At 72.6% G+C, this 21,842-nt stretch carries 21 protein-coding genes, 1 pseudogene and 1 riboswitch; of the genes and pseudogenes, 13 read left to right on the forward strand and 9 right to left on the reverse strand.

The window, feature by feature from the left end:
- Positions 1-43: 43 nt before the first annotated feature.
- The 5 genes and pseudogenes from HJG43_08845 to HJG43_08865 all read left to right on the forward strand — a co-directional run bounded on the left by HJG43_08845 (position 44) and on the right by HJG43_08865 (position 4,255).
- Positions 44-688: a heme-copper oxidase subunit III gene (locus HJG43_08845; GenBank protein ID UER54629.1), complete on the forward strand. Its 645-nt coding sequence runs from the start codon at positions 44-46 to the stop codon at positions 686-688.
- 56 nt (positions 689-744) lie between these two features.
- The gene (locus HJG43_08850; protein UER54630.1) at positions 745-1,539 is read left to right on the forward strand and encodes a c-type cytochrome; all 795 of its coding nucleotides are present in this window, start codon (positions 745-747) and stop codon (positions 1,537-1,539) included.
- A gap of 44 nt (positions 1,540-1,583) precedes the next feature.
- Positions 1,584-2,597: a ubiquinol-cytochrome c reductase iron-sulfur subunit gene (locus HJG43_08855; protein UER55847.1), complete on the forward strand. Its 1,014-nt coding sequence runs from the start codon at positions 1,584-1,586 to the stop codon at positions 2,595-2,597.
- A pseudogene (locus HJG43_08860) lies at positions 2,594-3,800 on the forward strand (cytochrome b). Before HJG43_08855 ends, HJG43_08860 begins: the two are co-directional and overlap by 4 nt.
- Positions 3,734-4,255 (forward strand): hypothetical protein, encoded by a 522-nt coding sequence (locus tag HJG43_08865; GenBank protein ID UER54631.1) that lies wholly within the window; start codon positions 3,734-3,736, stop codon positions 4,253-4,255. The pseudogene HJG43_08860 and the gene HJG43_08865 overlap by 67 nt, the downstream one beginning before the upstream one ends.
- Positions 4,256-4,627: 372 nt before the next feature.
- On the opposite strand, the gene HJG43_08870 is transcribed toward HJG43_08865, so the two are convergent.
- The 7 genes from HJG43_08870 to HJG43_08900 all read right to left on the reverse strand — a co-directional run bounded on the left by HJG43_08870 (position 4,628) and on the right by HJG43_08900 (position 11,476).
- A complete protein-coding gene (locus HJG43_08870; protein UER54632.1) occupies positions 4,628-5,026 on the reverse strand; it encodes a cytochrome c oxidase subunit 4 in 399 nt (132 codons plus the stop codon).
- Complete coding sequence (ctaD, locus tag HJG43_08875) at positions 5,023-6,762, reverse strand: cytochrome c oxidase subunit I (GenBank protein ID UER54633.1); 1,740 nt, start codon at positions 6,760-6,762, stop codon at positions 5,023-5,025. Before ctaD ends, HJG43_08870 begins: the two co-directional genes overlap by 4 nt.
- Positions 6,759-7,658, reverse strand: coding sequence for a cytochrome c oxidase subunit II (gene coxB / locus HJG43_08880; GenBank protein UER54634.1), 900 nt, complete (start codon positions 7,656-7,658; stop codon positions 6,759-6,761). Before coxB ends, ctaD begins: the two co-directional genes overlap by 4 nt.
- A 129-nt stretch (positions 7,659-7,787) precedes the next feature.
- Positions 7,788-8,489 carry a leucyl/phenylalanyl-tRNA--protein transferase gene (locus tag HJG43_08885; protein UER54635.1) on the reverse strand — a complete coding sequence of 234 codons (702 nt, stop codon included), beginning with the start codon at positions 8,487-8,489 and terminating at the stop codon, positions 7,788-7,790.
- A gap of 73 nt (positions 8,490-8,562) precedes the next feature.
- Entirely contained in the window at positions 8,563-8,916 is a 354-nt protein-coding gene (erpA, locus tag HJG43_08890) for an iron-sulfur cluster insertion protein ErpA (protein ID UER54636.1), read from the reverse strand.
- A 23-nt stretch (positions 8,917-8,939) separates the two neighbouring features.
- The gene (locus tag HJG43_08895; GenBank protein ID UER54637.1) at positions 8,940-10,082 is read right to left on the reverse strand and encodes a glycerate kinase; all 1,143 of its coding nucleotides are present in this window, start codon (positions 10,080-10,082) and stop codon (positions 8,940-8,942) included.
- A gap of 5 nt (positions 10,083-10,087) precedes the next feature.
- Positions 10,088-11,476, reverse strand: coding sequence for a dipeptidase (locus HJG43_08900; GenBank protein UER54638.1), 1,389 nt, complete (start codon positions 11,474-11,476; stop codon positions 10,088-10,090).
- A 43-nt stretch (positions 11,477-11,519) separates the two neighbouring features.
- Between HJG43_08900 and HJG43_08905 the strand changes: the two genes are divergently transcribed.
- Both HJG43_08905 and HJG43_08910 read left to right on the forward strand, forming a co-directional pair.
- Positions 11,520-12,110 carry a DUF3043 domain-containing protein gene (locus HJG43_08905; GenBank protein UER54639.1) on the forward strand — a complete coding sequence of 197 codons (591 nt, stop codon included), beginning with the start codon at positions 11,520-11,522 and terminating at the stop codon, positions 12,108-12,110.
- A 67-nt stretch (positions 12,111-12,177) separates the two neighbouring features.
- A complete protein-coding gene (locus HJG43_08910) occupies positions 12,178-13,188 on the forward strand; it encodes an aldo/keto reductase family protein (GenBank protein UER54640.1) in 1,011 nt (336 codons plus the stop codon).
- A 412-nt stretch (positions 13,189-13,600) separates the two neighbouring features.
- Here the strand turns inward: HJG43_08910 and HJG43_08915 are convergent, their stop codons facing one another.
- On the reverse strand, positions 13,601-13,798 hold the full coding sequence (locus HJG43_08915; protein UER55848.1) for a hypothetical protein: 198 nt from the start codon (positions 13,796-13,798) through the stop codon (positions 13,601-13,603).
- A gap of 175 nt (positions 13,799-13,973) precedes the next feature.
- Positions 13,974-14,073, forward strand: a riboswitch (cobalamin riboswitch).
- A 103-nt stretch (positions 14,074-14,176) separates the two neighbouring features.
- On the opposite strand from HJG43_08915, the gene HJG43_08920 reads away from it, so the two are divergent.
- Genes HJG43_08920 through HJG43_08945 form a run of 6 tightly spaced genes read left to right on the forward strand, consistent with a single transcriptional unit; the run spans position 14,177 to position 20,615 of the window.
- Positions 14,177-14,956: a hypothetical protein gene (locus HJG43_08920; GenBank protein UER54641.1), complete on the forward strand. Its 780-nt coding sequence runs from the start codon at positions 14,177-14,179 to the stop codon at positions 14,954-14,956.
- Positions 14,956-16,107, forward strand: coding sequence for an energy-coupling factor transporter transmembrane protein EcfT (locus HJG43_08925; GenBank protein UER54642.1), 1,152 nt, complete (start codon positions 14,956-14,958; stop codon positions 16,105-16,107). Before HJG43_08920 ends, HJG43_08925 begins: the two co-directional genes overlap by 1 nt.
- Complete coding sequence (locus HJG43_08930; protein UER54643.1) at positions 16,104-17,723, forward strand: ATP-binding cassette domain-containing protein; 1,620 nt, start codon at positions 16,104-16,106, stop codon at positions 17,721-17,723. Before HJG43_08925 ends, HJG43_08930 begins: the two co-directional genes overlap by 4 nt.
- Positions 17,724-17,743: 20 nt before the next feature.
- Positions 17,744-18,517: an ECF transporter S component gene (locus tag HJG43_08935; protein ID UER55849.1), complete on the forward strand. Its 774-nt coding sequence runs from the start codon at positions 17,744-17,746 to the stop codon at positions 18,515-18,517.
- Positions 18,517-19,866 carry an MBL fold metallo-hydrolase gene (locus HJG43_08940; protein UER54644.1) on the forward strand — a complete coding sequence of 450 codons (1,350 nt, stop codon included), beginning with the start codon at positions 18,517-18,519 and terminating at the stop codon, positions 19,864-19,866. The genes HJG43_08935 and HJG43_08940 overlap by 1 nt, the downstream gene beginning before the upstream one ends.
- A gap of 8 nt (positions 19,867-19,874) precedes the next feature.
- Complete coding sequence (locus HJG43_08945; GenBank protein UER55850.1) at positions 19,875-20,615, forward strand: adenosylcobinamide-GDP ribazoletransferase; 741 nt, start codon at positions 19,875-19,877, stop codon at positions 20,613-20,615.
- Positions 20,616-20,652: 37 nt separating this feature from the next.
- Here the strand turns inward: HJG43_08945 and gcvT are convergent, their stop codons facing one another.
- Positions 20,653-21,783, reverse strand: a complete 1,131-nt coding sequence (gene gcvT, locus HJG43_08950; protein UER54645.1) for a glycine cleavage system aminomethyltransferase GcvT — start codon at positions 21,781-21,783, stop codon at positions 20,653-20,655.
- Positions 21,784-21,842: the final 59 nt, after the last annotated feature.

Raw genomic sequence — 21,842 nt, forward strand, 5'->3', positions numbered from 1 at the left:
CAATCCGGGGGTGGTCCCCCGCCAGGGGGGCTTCATGGCCATAATGACGCCCGTGTCGACAGCAACCACGGCGCACGCCGCTGCTCCGGTAACCGTCAACCGGCCCAACACGGTCGCGGTCGGGACCATCGTGTGGCTGTCCAGCGAGCTGATGTTCTTCGCTGGGCTGTTCGCGATGTACTTCACGATCCGGGCCGTCGAGCCGGGGCTGTGGGTGAGCGAGCCGGAGAAGCTGAACCTGCCGTTCTCCACGGTCAACACCCTCGTCCTCGTGGCGAGCTCGTTCACCTGCCAGATGGGGGTGTTCGCGGCCGAGCGGTTCCAGCCGCAGCGCACCGGTGGCCTGCTGGACGTCCGCCGCTGGGGCATGGTCGAGTGGTACGTCCTGACCTTCCTCATGGGGTCGGTGTTCATCGCCGGCCAGGTCTACGAGTACGCCGTGCTCGTCACCGAGGGGGTGACGATCGCGAGCAGCCCCTACGGCTCCGTCTTCTACCTGACCACGGGCTTCCACGGGTTGCACGTGCTCGGCGGCCTCATCGCCTTCCTGATGATCATCGGGCGGGCGTTCGCCGTCCGGCGGTTCGGTCATCGCGAAGCCACCAGCGCGATCGTGACCTCGTACTACTGGCACTTCGTCGACGTGGTCTGGATCGGCCTGTTCATCATCATCTACGTCATCCAGTAGCCGTACCCGTCCCCCGCCCGCACCTGAACGACCTCTCCAGAGACGAGGGATCCGCAGTGACAGCACTCGCCGCCCGCCGGCGCCACCCGCTCGCCACGGTGGTGCTGCTCCTCCTGGCCCTCCTGGTGACCGGCGCCGCCTACGCGACCGTCGCCCCGCGGGAGGCGACCGCGAGCACCACGGCCGGCGCCGACGACGTCGAGGCCGGCCAGGAGCTGTTCCTAGCGAACTGCGCGACCTGCCACGGCACCCAGGCCGAGGGCACCCGTAACGGCCCGAGCCTCATCGGGGTGGGCGCGGCCGCCGTCCACTTCCAGGTCGGCACCGGGCGGATGCCGCTGCAGAAGACCGACGTCCAGGCCCCGCGCCGTGGTCCCGGCGAGTTCAGCGAGGACGAGATCCGCCAGCTGGCGGCCTACGTCGCCTCCCTGGGCCCCGGGCCCGCCATCCCGGACGACGAGTACGTCCAGCCGCTCGACGACCCCGACCGGATCGCCGAGGGCTACGAGCTGTTCCGGGTCAACTGCGCGATGTGCCACAACGTCGTCGGTGCCGGCGGCGCCCTGACCCGTGGCAAGTACGCCCCGGCGCTCATGGACGTCGAGCCCGTGCACATCTACGAGGCCATGCAGACCGGGCCGCAGGCGATGCCGGTGTTCAACGACGCGAACATCACCCCCGACGAGAAGCAGAGCATCATCAGCTACCTCAAGAACGTCGAGGAGCGCTCCCCCGCCGGCGGCTGGTCGCTCGGATCGCTCGGACCGGTCAGCGAGGGCCTCTTCGTCTGGGTGGGCCTGCTCGGCCTGCTCATCGGCGCCGCGGTGTGGCTGGGGGCGAAGTCCTCGTGAGCACGCCGACGCCTCCGCCCGGTAACGACCACTCGAAGGACACGATGAGCAGCGAGCAGGAGCCCGGCACGGACGTCGCCACACGCACCGACGCGCCCGAGCGCTTCGAGAACCCCGGCCTGCCGGCCCACCGGCACCGGTTGGCGGACACCGACCCACGGGCCGCGAAGCGCGCCGAACGCCAGGTCGCCCTGCTGTTCGGCCTGTCCGCGCTCGGCAGCATCCTGCTCATCGTCACGTACTTCGCCGTCCCCCTGGACGGCACCTTCGCCACCCTGTTCAAGTCCAACCTCGGACTCGGTCTGGGCCTCGGCCTGGCGATGTTCGGGATCGGAGTCGGCGCCATCCACTGGGCCAAGACGCTGATGCCGGACACCGAGCGGATCGAGATGCGTCACCCGATGCGGGGCAGCGACGAGGACCGCGAGGCTGCCGCCGAGATCCTGGCCCTGGGGGCGCAGGAGTCCGGCCTGGGCCGTCGGGCACTGCTGCGCAACTCGCTCATCGGGGCCGCAGCGCTCGCCCCGCTGCCGGCCCTCCTGCTGCTCGGCGACCTGGGTCCGTTGCCCCAGGACAAGCTGGCGCACACGTTCTGGGAGCGCGGCAAGCGGCTCGCCCGGGACCCGTCCGGGACCCCGATCAAGGCCTCGGAGGTCACCCGCGGGTCGGTCTACCACGTCATGCCTGAAGGCATCGAGGACGCCGAGCACCCGCTCGAGGAGAAAGCGAAAGCCGCCGTCCTGCTCATCCGGCTCGATCCCCAGGACGTCGAGCCGATGCCCGGGCGGGAAGGCTGGGACGTCGACGGCATCTACGCGTACTCGAAGATCTGCACGCACGTCGGCTGCCCGGTCGCCCTCTACGAGCAGACCACGCACCACCTGCTCTGCCCCTGCCACCAGTCGACCTTCGACGTCGAGCAGCACTGCAAGGTGATCTTCGGTCCGGCGAAGCGGCCGTTGCCACAGCTACCCATCAGCGTGGACGACGAGGGGTACCTCGTCGCGCAGAGCGACTTCCACGAACCTGTCGGCCCGAGCTTCTGGGAGCGCGGATGAGCACCACGACGACCTCCGGCGCCACGGGATCGGTGGCCGACTTCCTCGACACCCGGCTCGGCGCCTCCAAGGCGGTCCGTGGCCTGGCCCGCAAGATCTTCCCTGACCACTGGTCGTTCCTCCTCGGCGAGATCGCCCTCTACAGCTTCATCGTCCTGCTGCTGTCGGGCACGTTCCTCACCCTGTGGTTCAACCCGAGCATGGGCCTGGTCACCTACGAGGGCAGCTACGCCCCGATGAACGGCCTGGAGATGTCCGAGGCCTTCGCCTCGACGCTGCACCTGTCCTTCGACGTCCGCGGCGGGCTGCTCATGCGGCAGATCCACCACTGGGCCGCGCTCCTGTTCGTCGCCTCGATGGTCGTGCACATGTTCCGCGTGTTCTTCACCGGGGCGTTCCGCAAGCCGCGCGAGGTCAACTGGATGATCGGCTCGGTGCTGACCCTGCTCGGCATCGCGGCCGGCTTCACCGGCTACTCGCTGCCGGACGACATGCTCTCGGGCAACGGCCTGCGGATCATCGACGGCATCATCAAGGCGATCCCGGTGGTCGGCACCTACCTGTCGTTCTTCATCTTCGGCGGCGAGTTCCCCGGAGAGGCCATCATCCCGCGGCTGTTCATCGCGCACGTGCTGCTGATCCCCGGCATCCTCCTCGCCCTCATCGGGGCTCACCTGGGGCTGGTGTTCCTGCAGAAGCACACCCAGTACCCGGGGCCGGGCCGCACCAACGACAACGTCGTCGGCTACCCGCTCATGCCGGTGTACATGGCCAAGGCCGGCGGCTTCTTCTTCGTCGTGTTCGGTCTCATCGCGCTCGTCGCGGCCACGGTGCAGATCAACGCGGTCTGGAACTACGGCCCGTACGACCCCTCCCCCATCAGCGCCGGCACCCAACCGGACTGGTACGTCGGCTTCCTCGACGGCGCGCTGCGGCTCATGCCCGGGTGGGAGTGGACCGTCCTGGGGTTCACGCTGTCGTTCAACATCCTCATCCCGGCAGTGATCCTGCCGGGCCTGATGGTGACGGCGCTCGTCGCCTACCCCTTCATCGAGGCCGCGGCTACCGGGGACAAGCGGGAGCACCACCTGCTGGACCGCCCCCGCAACAACCCCACCCGCACCGGCCTGGGTGTCATGGCGATCACGTTCTACGGGATCCTGTGGGCCAACGGTGGCAATGACATCATCGCCACGTCGCTGAACATGTCCATCAACGACCTCATGTGGATCTTCCGCATCGGGCTCATCGTGCTCCCACCGATCGCGTTCTGGGTCACCAAGCGGATCGCTCTGGGCCTGCAGCGCAAGGACCGTGAGCTCGCTCTGCACGGCCGCGAGACCGGGCGTGTGGTGCGGACCGCGGACGGCGAGTACTTCGAGGTCCACGAGCCGCTCAGTGAGCAGGAGCGGTGGGTGCTCGTCCAGCACCCGGTCTACCGACCGCTGGAGATCGAGCCGGAGGTCGACGAGAACGGCGTGCGTCGGCCTGGCGCCCGCCGCGACCGGTGGCGCCAGCGGCTGTCGCGGTTCTACTTCGAGGACCGGGTGGAGCCGCCCACGCCGGCGGAGATCGAGGCCGCGCAGCACCACGCGGCCCACGGCGAGGTGGAGACCTCCGACGTCCAGGAGGCTGTGGCCTCCCAGCCTCACCGCTGAGAGCCTGCGGTCGGCGACGTCCACGACGACCAAAGTCGCGCACGTCGCCGACCAGCACGCTGGTGCGGCGGACGCCGAAGGCGTTGCGTCCTTCGTGCCTGGGGAGGCGGTGCACCGGGCGCGAGTGCAGGCCTGCCAGCGGCGTCGACCGTGCGGCCACGAGCAACCGCGTGCGACAGCGCCTCGCGCACGGCCGTGGCGTAGGAGTCGAACCGTGCCCTGGCCGTCAGAGGTGCTGTCGTCGTCGGTGGGGTGAACCGGTCGGCGACGTGGGGTGGTCCCATCACGCTGGCAAGCGACACCGGCTCACGTACGGGAGAGCCTGCAACCGGCCACCCGGACGGACCTAGTTGGGCCGACAAGGCTTCAGCTCTAGTGGGCGTGCGCCCCGCGGTAGTACTCGTAGACCCAGCCGACGAGGGCGATCGCGCTGAACCCGATGCCGATGAGGACCAGCCACCAGCCGACGGCGAGCCCGGCGAAGATGATGGCGCCGCTGAGGGCCAGTGGCAGCGGCCACCACGACCACGGGCTGAACTCGCCGTACTCGCCGGACACGTCCGCGATCTCGCCCTGGGGGTTGTCCTCCGGTCTCTCACCGATCCTGCGGCCGGTGAGCCACAGGTAGGCGCCGACGAGGCCGGACATCCCCGCGGTCAGCGCCAGGGCTGCCGTGCCCACCGGCTCCCAACTCGACAGCAGGCCGTAGATCACGGCCACTGGGGTGAAGAAGAACACCCCCATGCCGAAGACCAGTGTCTCGATCTTCACTTCTTGTCTCCCATGTCGGCCGGGCCAACCGCGTTGGCGAGCGCGGAGTCGGGCTGCGCCAGGTTGTCCGCACCCACCTCCGGGTGGTGCAGGTCGAAGGCCGGGGACTCCGAACGGATCCGGGGGATCGACACGAAGTTGTGCCGCGGCGGCGGGGAGGACGTCGCCCACTCCAGGGACCGGCCGAAGCCCCAGGGGTCGTCGGTGGTGACCCGCGGGGCACTGCGCCAGCTGACGTACACGTTCCAGAAGAACGGCAGCATCGAGGCGCCGAGGAGGAACGACCCGAGCGTGGAGACCTGGTTCATCCAGGTGAAGCCGTCGCTGGCGAGGTAGTCCGGGTACCGGCGCGGCATGCCGACCACGCCGAGCCAGTGCTGGATGAGGAACGTGATATGGAAGCCGAAGAACAGCATCCAGAAGTGGATCTTGCCGAGACGCTCGTCGAGCATCGTGCCGGTGAACTTCGGCCACCAGAAGTAGAAGCCGGCGAACATCGCGAACACCACGGTGCCGAAGACCGTGTAGTGGAAGTGCGCCACGACGAAGTACGTGTCCGAGACCTGGAAGTCCAGCGGCGGACTGGCGAGGATGACACCGGTCAGGCCGCCGAACAGGAAGGTGACGAGAAAGCCGAGGGACCACAACATCGGCGTCTCGAACGTCAACGACCCCTTCCACATCGTGCCGATCCAGTTGAAGAACTTCACCCCGGTCGGGATCGCGATGAGCATGGACATGAACGCGAAGAACGGCAGGAGGACGGCGCCGGTGGTGTACATGTGGTGCGCCCAGACCGTCACGGACAGACCGGCGATCGCGATCGTCGCGAAGACGAGGCCCTTGTAGCCGAAGATCGGCTTGCGGCTGAACACCGGGAGGACCTCGGAGATGATGCCAAAGAACGGCAGCGCGATGATGTAGACCTCGGGGTGCCCGAAGAACCAGAACATGTGCTGCCACAGGATGGCGCCGCCGTTCTCGGGGTTGAACACCTGGGAACCGAGCCGACGGTCGGAGCCGAGGGCGAACAGGGCGGCCGCCAGCACCGGGAACGCCATGAGGACGAGCACCGACGTGAGCAGGGTGTTCCAGGTGAAGATCGGCATCCGGAACATCGTCATGCCCGGGGCGCGCATCGTGATGATGGTCGTGATGAAGTTGACCGCACCGAGGATGGTTCCGAATCCGGCGAGCGCGAGGCCGAAGACCCACAGGTCGCCCCCGACCCCCGGTGAGAAGGTGGCGTTCGACAACGGCGCATAGGCGAACCAGCCGAAGCTCGCCGCTCCACCGGGGGTGAAGAACCCTGCCGCGACGATGAGCCCACCGAACAGGTACAGCCAGTAGGCGAACATGTTGAGCCGCGGGAACGCGACGTCCGGCGAGCCGATCTGCAACGGCATGATCACGTTCGCGAAGCCGGCGAACAACGGGGTCGCGAACAGCAGCAGCATGATCGTGCCGTGCATCGTGAACAGCTGGTTGTACTGCTCCTTGCTCTGCACGACCTCCAGGCCGGGCTGCCAGAGCTCAGCCCGGATCACCAGGGCCATCACCCCGCCGATGCAGAACCACGCGAAGGACGTGATCAGGTACAGGTAGCCGATGGTCTTGTGGTCCGTGGACGTCATCCACCGGACGACGACGTTGCCCCGCCGCTCCGGCGGGTCCAGCGTCCGGACGGGCTCGGCGCTCGTGCCGGTGGTCGCAGCTGCCTCCTCGTACTGCGTCATCCGTTCTGCCCGCCCTCGTTCTCCTGGCCGCCCCGATCCTCACCGATGCGGTCCTCGGTCTGCTCGTCCGGCTCGGTGGTGATGCGGCCGAGGTTCACCGGCAACGCCCCTTCCTGCCCGCGTGCCCGCAGCGCGTCCATCTGCCGGTCGTACTCCTCCTGGTCCACGACCGCGACGTTGAAGAGCATCTCCGAGTGGAACTCGCCGCACAACTCGGCGCACTTGCCCGCGTAGACGCCCTCGATCTGGGGTGTGACCTGGTAGTAGTTCGTCCGCCCGGGGATCAGGTCCTTCTTGTAGAGGAACTCCGGCACCCAGAACGAGTGGATGACGTCACGGGACTGCAGCTCCAGCCGGACGGTCTGGTCCACCGGCAGGTAGAGGGTGGGGATCTGCTCGTCCTCTTGCGGCGTGCCGACAGGTGTCTGGATGCCGGCCTCGTAGACGTTGTCGTCGAGGTAGTTGAAGTCCCAGCTCCACTGCTTGCCGATCACCTGGATGGTGAGGTCCGGCTCCTCCTCCAGCGACTCGATGATCGTCTGGTCCCGTGCGGTGAAGTAGAACAGCACGGCGATCATCATGAACGGGACGACGGTGTAGAGGATCTCGATCGGGACGTGGTACCGAAGCTGGTCCGGGTAACCGGTGTCGTCCTTGCGCCGGCGGTAGGCGACCACCGCCCAGATGATGAGGCCCCAGACCAGGACGCCGACGGCGAGCGCGGCGATCCAGGAGCCCACCCAGAGGTCCTTGGTGAGGTCCCACTTGTCGGTAAGCCCCGGCTGCCCGGGCATCCAGCCTTGCTGGACCTCCTGCGCCGAGCACCCCGTGGTGACGAGGGCGACGGCGGCCAGGGCCGCCAGGCGCGCGGGGGCGCGGCGGGTACGGCTTCGCATCTGCTGACGCAAGTCGGCCTTCCACTCCAGAACGGCCCCGGGAGCGCCGGAGCAGCGGTATCGACGTGGCGTCACCCTACCCCCCTGCCCTCGACCGCGGAGGGCAGGGTGACCGCGTTTCATCCCGGATCAGACGCTGGGATCCCGGACGCCCCAGTCGGTGTCGGGCGCGGTGAGCGCGCGCTCCAGCAGCCGCAGGTACCGCTTCCGTGGCACCTCGGTCACCCCCAGCGTGGCGAGGTGCGCAGTACGCCACTGGACGTCGATGAGCCGGCGCGGGTCTCCGTCGCCTCGCAGCAGCGCGACGAGCCCGACGAGGGCGGCCTTGGACGCGTCCGTCTCCCGGTGGAACATCGACTCCCCGGCGAAGAGGCCCCCGACGGCGACGCCGTACAGGCCGCCGGCCAGGCGGCCATCACACCAGGTCTCCACCGAGTGCGCCCAGCCCAGGGCGTGCAGCAGGCGGTAGGCGTCCGCGATCTCCGGTGTGATCCAGCGACCGTCCCGGCCAGGGTCAGCGCACCCGGCGACGACCTCATCGAAGGCAGTGTCGACCCTCAGCTCGAACCGGCGCATCGAGCGCCGCAGCGAGCGGGACACCCGCAGGTCGCTGGGGTGCAGGACGCCGCGGGGGTCCGGGGACCACCAGCCGAGCGGTGGGCGACCGTGTCGTCCCACCCCCATCGGGAACGCCCCGACCCGGTAGGCGGCCAGCAGGGTGCCGGGGGCGAGGTCGGCGCCGACTGCGACCAGGTCCTCCCCCGCGGGGGCAGTCACGACACGCCGGGCGAGCTCCGCGGCCCAGGGCGACGCGGGCGGTTCGAGCGGCACCGGGACGGCGCTCAGCGCCGTGCCGCGCGGCGGCGAGCGACCGCTCGGCCTGCTGTCGTGCGGCGGTCGGGCCTCAGCTGAAGGAGTCGCCGCACGCGCAGGACGACTGCGCGTTCGGGTTGTCGATCGTGAAGCCCTGCTTCTCGATGGTGTCGGAGAAGTCGATCGTCGCCCCGTCGAGGTACGGCACGCTCATCCGGTCGACGACGACCTCGACGCCGTCGAAGTCCCGGACGGCGTCGCCGTCGAGAGTCCGCTCGTCGAAGTACAGCTGGTAGATGAGGCCCGAGCAGCCGCCGGGCTGGACGGCGACGCGCAGCCGCAGGTCGTCACGTCCCTCCTGCTCGAGCAGGCTCTTGACCTTGCTCGCCGCGACGGTGGTCAGCTCGACGCCGTGGGTCTGGGTGGTGGAGACGGTCTCGGTCATGGGACCAGGGTAACCCCCCGCACTCATCGCTTCCATGACCGCGGGCTCCACGTCCGGGCCACCCGACGTGCCCGGGCACGGAGCGTGCCAGCCGGGTCGGCCAACGCAGCCCGCACCTGCTCGGGTGTCTCCGCGACCGCGTAGGCAGTCTCGATCCCCACAGCAAGCATCTCCCGGCGGCCGGCGTGCACCTGCCCGGCCACGGCGACGACCGGTACACCGGCCGCAAGTGCCTCGTGCGCCACTCCGGCGACGACCTTGCCGCGCATCGACTGCCAGTCCACGGTGCCCTCACCGGTGACGACGAGGTCGCTGCGGCGCAGGCGGTCGGCGAACCCGACGGCCTCGAGGACGGTCTCGGTGCCCGAGCGACGGGTCGCCCCGAGCAGCAGCAGGGCGAACCCGATCCCGCCGGCGGCGCCGGCGCCCGGCTCGGCGACGAGCCGCTGGGGAGCGACGTCCGGACCGAGTGCGGCGAGTGCCACCTCGGCGAACCGGCCGAGCGCCGTACCCAGCTGCTGGGCCTGTTCGGGGCTGGCGCCCTTCTGCTCGGCGAAACCGGCGGCAGCCCCGTGGAACCCGAGCAGCGGGACGTCGACGTCCGTGGCGGCGACGATCTCGGTCCCGGCGAACCGGTCGCGCACAGCGGCCAGTCCGGCCAGGGCCTCGTCCGGCAGGTCGGCCAGCGCGCCACCGCCGCGGCCGAGCAGGGCGGGGTCTCCCGCCCCCAGCGCGGCGAGCAGGCCCGCTCCCCCGTCGACCGTGCCGGTCCCACCGAGGCCGACGACGACGCGGCCGGCCGCCTCGGCAGCGGCCTCCAGCAAGGCTCCCAGCCCGGCGGACGTCGTCCGGGTGGGGTCTCGTCGTTCGACGGGGACGAGGTGCAGCCCGCAGGCGTGGGCAGACTCCACGTACGCCGTGCCGTCGACGACGAGCATCGCCGCCGGGACGTCCTCACCGAGTGGCCCGGGCACGGTCAGCGAGCGCAGCTGCCCCCCCAGGGACCGGTGCAGGACGTCGACGAAGCCCGGGCCGCCGTCCGACAGGGGGCACAGGTCGAGCACGTCGTCCGGGGCGTGGTCGGCCCAGCCGGCTGCGAGCGCCTCGGCGGCCTGGGCGGCGGTCAGCGTGCCGGTGAAGCAGTCCGGCGCGAGGAGGACGCGCACGGCTGTCAGCGTCCGCTCAGCGCGGCGAGCAGCAGCGTCTCGGCGAGCGCGGCGCGCCGCAGCACCGTGAGGTGCAGTGACTCGTCGTAGCCGTGCGCCCGGGTGTCCGGGTCCTCCACGCCGGTGATGAGCACCGTGGCGTCGGGGAACTGCTCCTTGAGGTCCGCGACGAACGGGATCGACCCGCCGACCCCGGCGTGCACGACGTCGGCGCCCTCCCAGGCCTGGGACAGCGCCCAGCGCGCGGTGTCGTAGACGGGCCCGTCCACCTCACCGGCGAACGCGCTGCCGGTCTCCTTGAGGCTGACCTCGACCTGCGCCCCGAACGGGGCCGAGTCCAGCAGGTGACGTCGCAGCGCCTCGTAGGCCTCGGACGGGTCCTGGCCCGGGGCCACCCGCAGCGACAGCTTCGCCCGCACGGCCGGCAGCAGGGTGTTCGAGGCGTGCGCCACGCTCGGGGCGTCGATGCCGACGATGGTCAGGGACGGCTGGGTCCACATCCGCGAGAGCAGCGACCCGTGACCGAGAAGCCGGACGCCGTCCAGCACGCCGGCGTCCGCTCGCAGGGTCTGCTCGGCATAGTCCAGGTCCGCCGCCTCGCTGCGGAGCAGCCCGGGCACGGCGACGGCCCCGTCGTCGTCCCAGAGCCGGTCGAGCAGCCGCAGGGTCGCGGTCATCGCGTCCGGAACGGCGCCGCCGTACATGCCGGAGTGCACGGCGTGCCGCAGGGTGCGCACCTCGACGACCGCCTCGACGAGGCCGCGCAGGGACGTCGTCAGCGACGGCTGGTCCACCGTCCAGTTGTCGGAGTCGGCGACGACCATGACGTCAGCGGCCAGCCGGTCGCGGTGCTCGCGCAGGAACGCGCCGAAGGACGGGGAGCCGACCTCCTCCTCGCCCTCGACGAACACCGTGACGCCGACGCCCTCGTCCGGGCCCCACGTCGGCAGCAGGGCACGCAGCGCGGCGACGTGGGTCATCACGCCGGCCTTGTCGTCCGCCGTCCCGCGGCCGTAGAGCCGTCCGTCGCGCTCGACCGGGTCGAAGGCCGGGGTGGTCCAGTCCTGCTCACCTCCGGGCGGCTGGACGTCGTGGTGGGCGTAGAGCAGCACGGTCGGGGCGCCGGCCGGCGCGGGCCGGCGGGCCACGACGGCGGGGGCGCCGTCGGTGCCGTCCGGCCGGGGGGCGGTGAGGATGTCCACCTCGGGCATCCCGGCGTCCCGCAGCAGGCCGGCGACTCGTTCGGCGCTGGCGGCCACGTGCCCCTGGTCGAAGGCGGCGGCCGAGACGCTCGGGATCCGGACGAGGTCCTCCAGGTCGGCGCGCACGCCGTCCCACAGCTCCTCGAGCCGGTCACGGTGGGTCTGGACGTCGATCTCCGGCTGGGTGGTCATGACGCCGGAAACTACCGGCGCGGTGACCGCATAGGCTGGGCGGGTGTTCGGACGGAGCAAGGACGACGCTCGCAACGACGGCTCGGCAACCACCACCGCTTCGGTGGTGGAGAAGGTGGGCGGCAAGGGTCGGCCGACGCCGAAGCGCCGAGAGCGTGAGGCGGCCCGCAAGCGCCCGCTGGTGCCCAACGACCGCAAGGCCGCCGCGAAGGCCTACCGCGAGCAGATGAAGGCAGAGCGCGCCAAGACCCGCGAGGCGATGCTGACCGGTGACGAGCGCCACCTGCCCGAGCGCGACCGCGGACCGGTCAAGCGGTTCGTGCGGGACTACGTGGACGCCCGCCGCAACGCCGGCGAGTACTTCCTCGTCGTGGCGATGGTCGTCGTCCTGCTGACGTTCGTCATGGACCCGGTCGCCCAGCTGGTGGCCACCGCCCTGCTGTGGCTGACGGTCGTGTTCTCCCTCGTCGACGGCTTCGTGCTGTCCAGGCAGCTGTCCCGGCGACTGGCTGAGAAGTTCGGCCCGGACGGCGTGCCGAAGGGCTCGGTGCGGTACGGCGTCCTGCGCGCCTTCCAGATCCGCCGGACGCGGCTGCCCAAGCCGATGGTCGCCCGGGGGCAGTACCCGAGCTGACCAGTGGATCGAGTCATGGCATGACGTCGAGTCGTGGGATGACTTGGGCGGGCCTAGGCTGCCGGGTATGGAATTCCGATACCTCGGCAACAGCGGTCTGAAGATCTCCGAGATCACCTACGGCAACTGGCTCACCCACGGTTCCCAGGTCGAGAACGACGTCGCGACCCGGTGCGTGCGGGCCGCCCTCGACGAGGGCATCACCACCTTCGACACGGCGGACGCGTACGCGAACACGGTGGCGGAGAGCGTGCTGGGCGAGGCACTCAAGGGCGAGCGCCGGGAGAGCCTGGAGATTTTCACGAAGGTCTACTGGCCGACCGGCCCGAAGGGTCCGAACGACACCGGGCTGTCCCGCAAGCACATCATGGAGTCGATCAACGGCTCGCTGCGCCGGCTGCAGACCGACTACGTCGACCTCTACCAGGCGCACCGGTACGACACGGAGACGCCGCTGGAGGAGACGATGCAGGCGTTCGCCGACATCGTCCGGGCCGGCAAGGCGCTGTACATCGGGGTCAGCGAGTGGACCGCCGACCAGATCCGCCAGGGCCACGCGCTGGCCCGGGAGCTCGGCGTCCAGCTGATCTCCAACCAGCCTCAGTACTCCATGCTGTGGCGCGTGATCGAGGGCGAGGTCATCCCGACCTCGCGCGAGCTGGGGATCTCCCAGATCGTCTGGTCGCCCATCGCCCAGGGCGTGCTCACCGGCAAGTACCAGCCGGGTCAGCCGGTGCCGGAGGGCTCACGGGCCACCGACGAGAAGGGTGGTGCCAGCACGATCGCGCGGTTCCTGAACGACGACGTGCTCGAGCGGGTGCAGCGACTGAGGCCGATCGCCGACGAGCTCGGCCTGACGATGGCGCAGCTAGCCGTCGCCTGGGTGCTGCAGAACGACAACGTTGCCGCGGCCATCATCGGCGCCTCACGGCCCGAGCAGGTGAGCGAGAACGCCAAGGCCTCGGGCGTGCGCATCCCGCAGGACGCGATGCACCGCATCGACGAGGCGCTCGGCGACGTCGTCGAGCGTGACCCGGGCAAGACGGCCGAGGGTGCTCCCCGAACCCGCGCCGCCTAACCCCCTCCGTGATCATGCAATCCCGCCACCCTCCCCCTCTCGGTGATCATGCAATCCCGCCACCCTCCCCCTCTCGGTGATCATGCAATCCCGCCACCCAGCCGACCGCCGTCCGCCTCGCAGAATGCTGGGTTGGTGGCGCGACACGCCGGTCAGGGGGTGCCGAGCGCAGCATTCTGTGGTGGTGGGCCCTGACCGGACGTCGGCTGCCACGGCCACCAAGGCCCATGTCACCTTTCGGAGTGGCCTCCCTCTTCGGAGTGGCCACTTTCGGAGCGGCCGCCAGTGGCCATGAGGCGTCCCACCGTGCCGTCCGCCCTCGTCTGGGGAGGTGGCGGGATTGCATGATCACCGAGAGGGGGCGGGGGGTGGCGGGATTGCATGATCACCGAGAGGGGGGCGGGGTGGGGGGTTACTCGGCGGGGCGCAGGCTCATCGGGCCGTAGACCTCGTGGGCGTCCTCCAGCAGTCGCACCTGCTCGACCCCGGCGTCGAGCAGGTCCCGCCAGGTCTCGCCGATCCAGGTCTCGGCGTCCGCCTGCGTGGGGAAGCCGTCTGACGGCTGGCCCACGTCGACAGGCACCGGATCGCCGGCGGCATCCTCGAACATCCAGCTGAAACTCGTCACGGTCTCACCGTACGGGCAGCAGGCCCGTCAGCGGCGCCGTCGTCGTCAAGGACACCACCTCCCGCCACAGCATCACCCAGCCACAGCGTCACCCGGCCACAGCGCTTTGACGCGGGCACACCCGTAGTGGGAGCATCCGCCCGTCGACCTCGCGTGCAGGGGAAGCCGGTCGGATTCCGGCGCTGACCCGCAACCGTAGGCCGCCCTCGCTGCTCCCCATCAGGGGCTGGCGGGCCTGGCGGCGAGCCGGAGCACCTGGCGCGGGCGTTGGCTCCACCTGTCGTCCGTCGTGGTTCGCGGACTGGAGCCGGGACGGTGCCTCATGCCTTCCTGAGCCCAGCGCGAAGGGAGGTCTCACCGATGACCCTGTTCCGTCTGCCCCAGCGCCTGGTGCGCGCGGGCACCCTGCTCGGCGCCCTCGCGCTGGCCGTGACCGCCGGGGTCTCCCCCGCGGCCGCCACCAGCACCCAGGACGCCTACCGCTACTGGGGCTACTACCAGCTCACCGAGGGCGAGTGGGCGTTCGCCCAGACCGGCCCGGACGGCACCACGCCGGCCGACGGCGCGGTCGAGGGCTGGCGCTTCGCCGTCGCCGGTCCCTCCGACGTCCGCACGCCCCGGGCTCTGCCCGCCTTCGAGGAGGTCTGCGGCGCCGAGGAGGCCGCAGCGGGTGAGAAGCGGGTCGCCGTCGTGATCGACTACGGCCGGGAGGCCGACGCCCCGGACGGCGCGCAGCCGCCGGAACCGCGCGCCGACTGCGCCGTGGTGGACGAGGCAGCGAGTGGCGCCGACGTGCTCGCCACCGTCGCCGAGACCCGCGTCGAGGACGGCCTGGTCTGCGGCCTCGACGGCTACCCGGCGACCGGCTGCGGCGACCCCGTCCCGGAGGTGTCACCGGAGGCCGCGGCCGCGGACGAGCCGGTGGAGCTCACCGGCCTGGTGGGCCAGACCCCGACGGACGACGCCACCGAGGGTCAGACCTCGGACGACGACGCCGCAGCAGCCGCGGACGACGCCGCAGCAGCCGAGGACGACGAGGGCCCGGGCGCGGGGCTGTGGCTGGGTATCGCCGCCGCCGCCGCGGTCGTCGCCCTCGCGGTGGCCGCGTTCCGGCGGCGCCGGGACCTGGCCGACGGCTGATGCGCCCGGCGGACCGCCCCACCCTTGCCCGTCACCTGCACCCGGTGGCGTGGTGGGTGTGGGCCGTCTGCCTGGCGACGGCGGCCAGCCGGACGACGAACCCGCTCGTGCTGGCCCTGGTCGTGGCGGTGGCCGCCTACGTCGTGGCGTCGCGCCGGGAGGTGGGGACCCCACCGGTGTTCGCGGCGTTCCTCCTGCTCGGGCTGACCATGATCGTCGTCCGGGTGGTCGTGCAGCTCGTGCTGGGCTCCGGCGTGGGTGGCCGCACCGTCCTGTTCGAGCTGCCGCGGCTGCCCCTGCCCGGACCGTTGGAGGGGGTGCGGATCGGCGGGCCGGTCACCGCCGAGGAGGTCGCGTACGCCGCCTACGAGGGGGCCCGGCTCGCCGCCGTGCTGGCCTGCGTCGGCGCCGCGAACGCGCTGGCCAGCCCACGGCGGCTGCTGCGGCACGTGCCCGCCACCCTCTACGAGGTGGGCACGGCGCTGGTCGTCGCGATGACGTACGCCCCCCAGCTGGTGGACGACGCCCGCCGGGTGCGCAGCGCCCGCCGCCTTCGCGGCCGTCCGGGGCGTGGCCCCCGCGAGCTCGCCCGGGTCACGGTGCCGGTTCTCGAGGGTGCCCTGGAGCGCTCCCTGGAGCTAGCGGCCGCGATGGAGTCCCGCGGCTATGGTCGCAGCGTGCACCGGGACCCGCGGGACCGGCGGCTCGCCGGAGCACTGAGCGTGACCAGCGTCGCCGGCGTGGTGGTCGGCGTGTACGGACTCCTGGACGGCGGGTCGCCACCGGCGCTGGGCCTGCCACTGGTCGTGCTCGGGGCGGCCGCCGGTGCGGTGGCGCTGTGGCGAGGCGCGCGCCGCGACCCGCGCAGCCGTTACCGGCCGGACCCGTGGGCGCTGCCCGAGTGGGCAGTGGTCGTCAGCGGACTGGTCCCGGCCGTGGTCGTGCTGGTCTACGCCCAGCTCGGTCTGCCGGGGCTGGTGCCGCCGACGTCCCCCGTGGGCGTGCCGGCCATGCCGTCGGTCGTCGTGCTCGCCGTCCTGGTCGCCGTGCTGCCGGCCTGGCTCGCCCCGCTGCCGCCGCTGCGCGCGACGCTGCCACCGGCACCGCGCCGCGCGGCTCCGGCCGTCAGACCCGGTGAGGCTCGGTCGTGATCACCTTCGAGCGGGTGTCCGTGCGGTACCCGGACGCCCCGAGGCCGGCGCTCAGCGGCGTCGACCTCGAGATCTCCGAGGGGGAGCTCGCTCTCGTCGTCGGACCGACGGGGTCGGGCAAGTCGACCCTGCTGGGGTGCGTCAACGGGCTCGTCCCGCACTTCACCGGAGGCGTGCTGGGCGGCCGGGTCGTGGTCGACGGACGCGACACCCGCACGCACCGTCCGCGGGACCTGGCGGACGTCGTGGGCGTCGTCCGGCAGGACCCCACCTCGGGCTTCGTCACCGACACCGTCGAGGAGGAGCTCGCCTACTCCCTGGAGATGCTCGGCGCGGACGGCGCCTCGATGCGTCGGCGGGTCGAGGAGATGCTCGACCTGCTCGGGCTCGTCGACGTCCGGTCACGCACCCTGCGCACGCTGTCCGGAGGCCAGCAGCAGCGGGTGGCGATCGGTTCGGTGCTGGTGGCCAACCCGCGGGTGCTGGTGCTCGACGAGCCCACCTCGGCCCTGGACCCGGTCGCCGCCGAGGAGGTGCTCGGCACGCTGACGCGCCTCGTGCACGACCTGGGGCTGACCGTGCTGCTCGCCGAGCACCGCCTCGAGCGGGTCGTGCAGTACGCCGACCGGGTCGTCGTGGTGGAGGACGGCGCGGTCCGCGACGACCTGCCTGCCGAGGCGATGCGGACGAGCCCGGTGACCCCGCCGGTGGTGGACCTCGGCCGGCTCGCCGGCTGGTCGCCGCTGCCGCTGTCCGTGCGCGACGCCCGCCGTGCGGCCGCCGGTCTGCGTGGCCGCCTCGCCGGCGTCGCCCCGCGCCGGGTGCTGCCCGCACCGGTGACCTCGCCGGACCGGGCACCGCTGGCGACCACGGAACGGCTCGTCGTCCGTCGCGGCGGGGTGCCGGTGCTGCGCGGCGTCGACCTCGCCCTGGCGCCGGGCACCGTCACGGCGCTGATGGGACGCAACGGCGCCGGCAAGTCGACACTGCTCGCGGCCCTGGCCGGGCAGGTGCGCCCGGCGAGCGGACGGGTGAGGGTCGACGGGCTGCGGCCGGACGGCACCCCGCCGGAGCGGCTGGTGCGCACCGTCGGTCTGGTGCCGCAGGACCCGACGGTGCTGCTTTACGCGGAGACCGTGGCGCAGGAGTGCTCGACCGCGGACGCCGACCTGGCGGTGCTGGCCGGTACCACCCGGGACCTGCTCGAGCACCTGGCACCGGGTATCGACGACGCCACCCACCCCCGCGACCTCTCCGAGGGGCAGCGCCTGGCGCTCGCGCTGTCCGTCGTGCTCGCGGCCGCGCCGAAGGTGCTGCTGCTGGACGAGCCCACCCGGGGGCTGGACTACGGCAGCAAGGGCCGGCTGGTCACGCACGTGCGCCAGCTGGCGGCGTCCGGCCACGCCGTGCTGATGGCCACCCACGACGTCGAGCTCGCGGCCGAGGTCGCGGACGAGGTGGTGGTGCTCGCGGACGGGGAGGTGGTCGCCGGGGGGCCGGCCGCCGACGTGCTGGCCGCCTCGCCCGCGTTCGCCCCGCAGATCGCCAAGGTGATGCACCCGGCGCCGTGGCTCACGGTGCAGGACCTCCAGGCCGCGCTGGAGACGGCCTCGTGAACAGCACGGGGCACCGTCCGGTGCTGCGGGTCCGCCCACGGGCCGCGCTCGTGCTGGCCGGCACGTCGCTGGTCGGGGTGGCCGCCTTCACCTGGCCGTTCGTCCTGCGCACCACCGAGGCCGGCCAGCAGGCGGTAGCGCCGTGGCTGTTCGTCGTCGTCCTCGGCCTGCTCGCGGCGGTCGCCGCGGCGGAGCTGGCCTCCGGCGGGCTGGACGCCAAGACCGTCGCCCTGCTCGGGGTGCTGGCCTCGGTGGGCGGGGCGCTGCGGGTGCTGGGCGCCGGCACCGCCGGTCTGGAGCCGATGTTCTTCCTCCTTGTGGTGGCCGGGCGGGCGCTCGGCCCGGGTGCCGGGTTCCTGCTCGGCACCCTGGCGATGCTGGTGGGCGCGTTCCTCACCGGCGGGATCGGCCCGTGGGCGCCGTTCCAGATGCTCGCGGCGGGCTGGGTGACGATGGGCGCCGGGCTGCTGCCCAGGGCCTCGGGGCGCGCGGAGCGATGGCTGCTGGCGGGCTACGGTCTGGTGGCCGGCCTGGGGTACGGCGCCGTGATGAACCTGTACTTCTGGCCGTTCCTGACCACCGGCCCTGAGGGCGGCGGCTACGACCCGACGGCCTCGGCGGCCCAGAACCTCGCCCACTACGCCGCCTTCTACGTCGTGACGAGCCTGGCGTGGGACCTCGTGCGCGGCGTGCTCACCGCCGTGCTGTGCCTGGTGGCCGGCCGGGCGGTGCTGGCCACCTTGCGCCGCGGCCTGCGCCGCGCCGCCTTCGACGCCCCCGTGGTGACCACCTGATGGAGGTGCTGCTGCTGGGCACCGGCTCGGCCGACGGCTGGCCGAACCCGTTCTGCCGGTGCGCCTCCTGCGCCACCCAGCTCGACGCCGGGATCGTGCGGACGCCGACGTCCGCGCTCGTCGACGACGTCCTGCTGCTGGACTGCGGACCCGAGACACCGCGGGCCGCGCTGCGCGCCGGCCGGCGGCTGGACCGGCTGGAGGCCGTGCTGCTCACCCACGCGCACCCCGACCACAGTGCCCCGATGGCCCTGCTGTCCCGGTCCTGGGCGCACCGCACGGAGCCGCTCGTCGTCGCCGGGCCCGGCGAGGTGATCGAGCAGTGGCGGCCCTGGGCGGCACCCGACGCAGCGCTGCGGTGGTACCCGGTCCGGGCCGGCGAGGAGCTGCGGGTCGGCGGGTACGGCGTGCGGGCCCTGCCGGCGGAGCACGACGGTGAGGCGGTGCTGTGGCTCGTCCGCGACGCAGAGGGCCGCCGCCTGCTGTACGCCACCGACACCGGCCCGCTGCCCGAGGAGACGGTCGCTGCGCTCGGCGCCGAGCCGCTCGACGTCCTGCTGCTCGAGGAGACCTTCGGGGACCACGACACCCACGGCACGCGGCACCACGACCTGCCGTCGTTCGCCGCCGACCTGGCCCGGCTGCGCCGCGCCGGCGCGGTCGGCGGTGGCACCCGTGTGGTCGCCGTCCACCTGGGCCACCACAACCCACCGGAGCCCCAGCTGAGCAGCCGGCTCGCCGCGTGGGGTGCCGCCGCCGGCCGGGATGGGGAGGCGCTCACCGTGGGCGTAGGAGCCCGGCCCCGGCCGCCGACGCCGGCCCGGCGGACCCTCGTGCTCGGCGGCGCCCGCTCCGGCAAGTCGACGGCCGCTGAGCGGCTGCTCGCCGCCGAGCCGGCCGTCACCTACGTGGCCACCGGCCGCCCGGCGGACGGTGCCGACGACGACTGGGACGCGCGCGTGCGCCACCACCAGCAGCACCGCCCCCCTGGCTGGCGGACGGTGGAGACCAGCGACGTCACCGCCGTCCTCCGCTCGGCCAGCACACCGCTCCTGGTGGACTGCCTCGGGACCTGGCTGACCGGAGTCCTCGAGGACGCCGGGGCCTGGGACGACGCCGCCGGCTGGGAGCAGACGGCAGGCGACGCGATCGACGAGCTGCTCGCCGCGTGGCGCCAGGTGCCCGTGCCGGTGGTGGCGGTGAGCAACGAGGTCGGCTCGGGTGTCGTGCCGGCGCACCGCTCCGGGGGTGTCTTCCGGGACTGGCTGGGGCGGCTCAACCAGCGGGTCGCGGCAGCCAGCGAGCGCCGCCTGCTCGTGGTCGCCGGCAGCACCCTCGAGCTGCCGTGAGGCTCCCGGTGCGGGACGGGCTGCGGCTCGCCGTGGGGACGCTCACCGCGGTGCCCGTACCGGTCCCCCGACAGGTGGACGGCGCGGTGGCCGGCGCGGCGATGGCGCTGGCGGTGGTGCCCGGCGCGGTCCTCGGCGCCCTGGCCGGGGGTGTCGTCGTCGTGCTCGCGGCGCTCGGTGCCGAGCCGCTGGTCACCGCGACGGCCGCGGTGGGCGCGCTCGCCCTGGCGACCCGGGGACTGCACCTCGACGGGCTGGCGGACACCGCCGACGGGCTGGCGGCGTCCCGCGACCGGGACCGGGCGCTAGAGGTGATGCGCCGGGGGGACTCCGGTCCGGCCGGGGTGGCCGTGGTGGTGCTCGTGCTGCTCGCCCAGGTGGCCGCGCTGGGCGCCGTGGTCGCCGAGCACGGTGCGGGTCGCGGTGCCGTCACGGCACTGGCGGTCGTCCTGGCCAGCCGGGCCGTGCTCGCCGGGGCCTGCGCCCGGGGGGTCCCGGCGGCGCGGCCGCACGGTCTGGGGGCGACCGTGGCCGGCAGCGTCCCGAGGACCGCGGCCGTCGGCGTGGGTGTCGTCGTGGTCGCGGGCGCCGCGGTGGTGGGCCTGGCGCCGGCGGTGCTGGCCGGCTGGGCAGCGGCCGGGCTGCTCGTCGTGCACGGCGTGCGACGCCTCGGCGGGGTGACCGGCGACGTCCTGGGCGCCGCGGTCGAGACCGCCGCGACCGCGGCCCTGGTCGTCGCGTCGTTCTGACCCGTGCACGGTGCCGACCCGGGCACCGCTCGGAGGTTCAGTCCTCCCGGGTGCGGTCGCGGACGAAGGGTGGACGGACCACCTCGCAGCGCACCGGCCGGCCCCGGACGTCAACCGCGACCTCGTCCCCCAGGCGCACGGCGCGGTCGAGCAGGGCCAGGGCGATGCCCCTGCGCAGAGTGGGTGAGAACGTGCCGGACGTCGTGCGGCCGACGACCTCGGCACCCTGCCCGCGGACGACGTCCAGCCCGTCGCGCAGGACGCCCCGGTCGCGGGCCAGCAGTCCACGGGCCAGCGGGCCCGACTTGGCGGCGCGCTGCTCGACGAGGACGTCACGGCCCCAGAACTGCGGCTTGTCCCAGCCGACGGCCCAGCCGACGCCCGCCATCACTGGCGTGATGTCCAGCGACAGCTCGTGACCGTGCAGCGCGTACCCCATCTCCGTGCGCAGCGTGTCCCGGGCGCCGAGACCGGCCGGCAGCCCGCCCCGTGCGGTGACGGCCGCGAGCAGGGCGTCCCACACCTCGCCGGCGTCCTCCCACCGGGGCAGCACCTCGTAGCCCCGCTCGCCGGTGTAGCCGGTGCGGCACACGGTCACCGGGACACCGCGCCAGGTGGTGTCGATGAAGCTCATGTACTCGTGCCCGGCGGGCAGACCCACGTCGGTGAGCACGTCGTCCGCCAGCGGGCCCTGCACGGCGAGCACGGCCAGGTCGGTGTGCTGGTCGACGACCTCGACGCCGTCCGGGGCGGCGTCGCGCAGCCGTCGGATCACCTCGGCCGCGTTCGCCGCGTTCGGGACGGCGAACACCTCCTCGGGCGAGCGCAGGTAGACGATGAGGTCGTCGACGACGCCGCCGGTGGCGTCGTCGCAGCACAGCGTGTACTGGGCCCGGCCCGGAGCGATCCGGGCCAGGTCGTTGGTCAGCGTGCGGTTGACCAGGTCGGCCGCACCGGGGCCCCGGACGACGGCCTTGCCGAGGTGGCTGACGTCGAAGAGGCCGACGGCCTCCCGGACGGCCGCGTGCTCCTTGAGCACCCCTCCGCCGGGGTACTCCAACGGCATCGTCCAGCCGCCGAACTCCGCCGTCCTGGCACCGGCGGCGACGTGCCGGTCGTGCAAGGGTCCGGTCCGTGGGCTCGCCGGGGCGCTGGTCTCGGAAGCCATGCCGGGCAACCTACCGCCGGCGGTGTCGTTAGCATCGGCGGACGACGCCGGCCGCTGCT

It is taken from the genome of Kineosporiaceae bacterium SCSIO 59966 (genome assembly GCA_020881835.1).
Taxonomy (GTDB): domain Bacteria; phylum Actinomycetota; class Actinomycetes; order Actinomycetales; family SCSIO-59966; genus SCSIO-59966.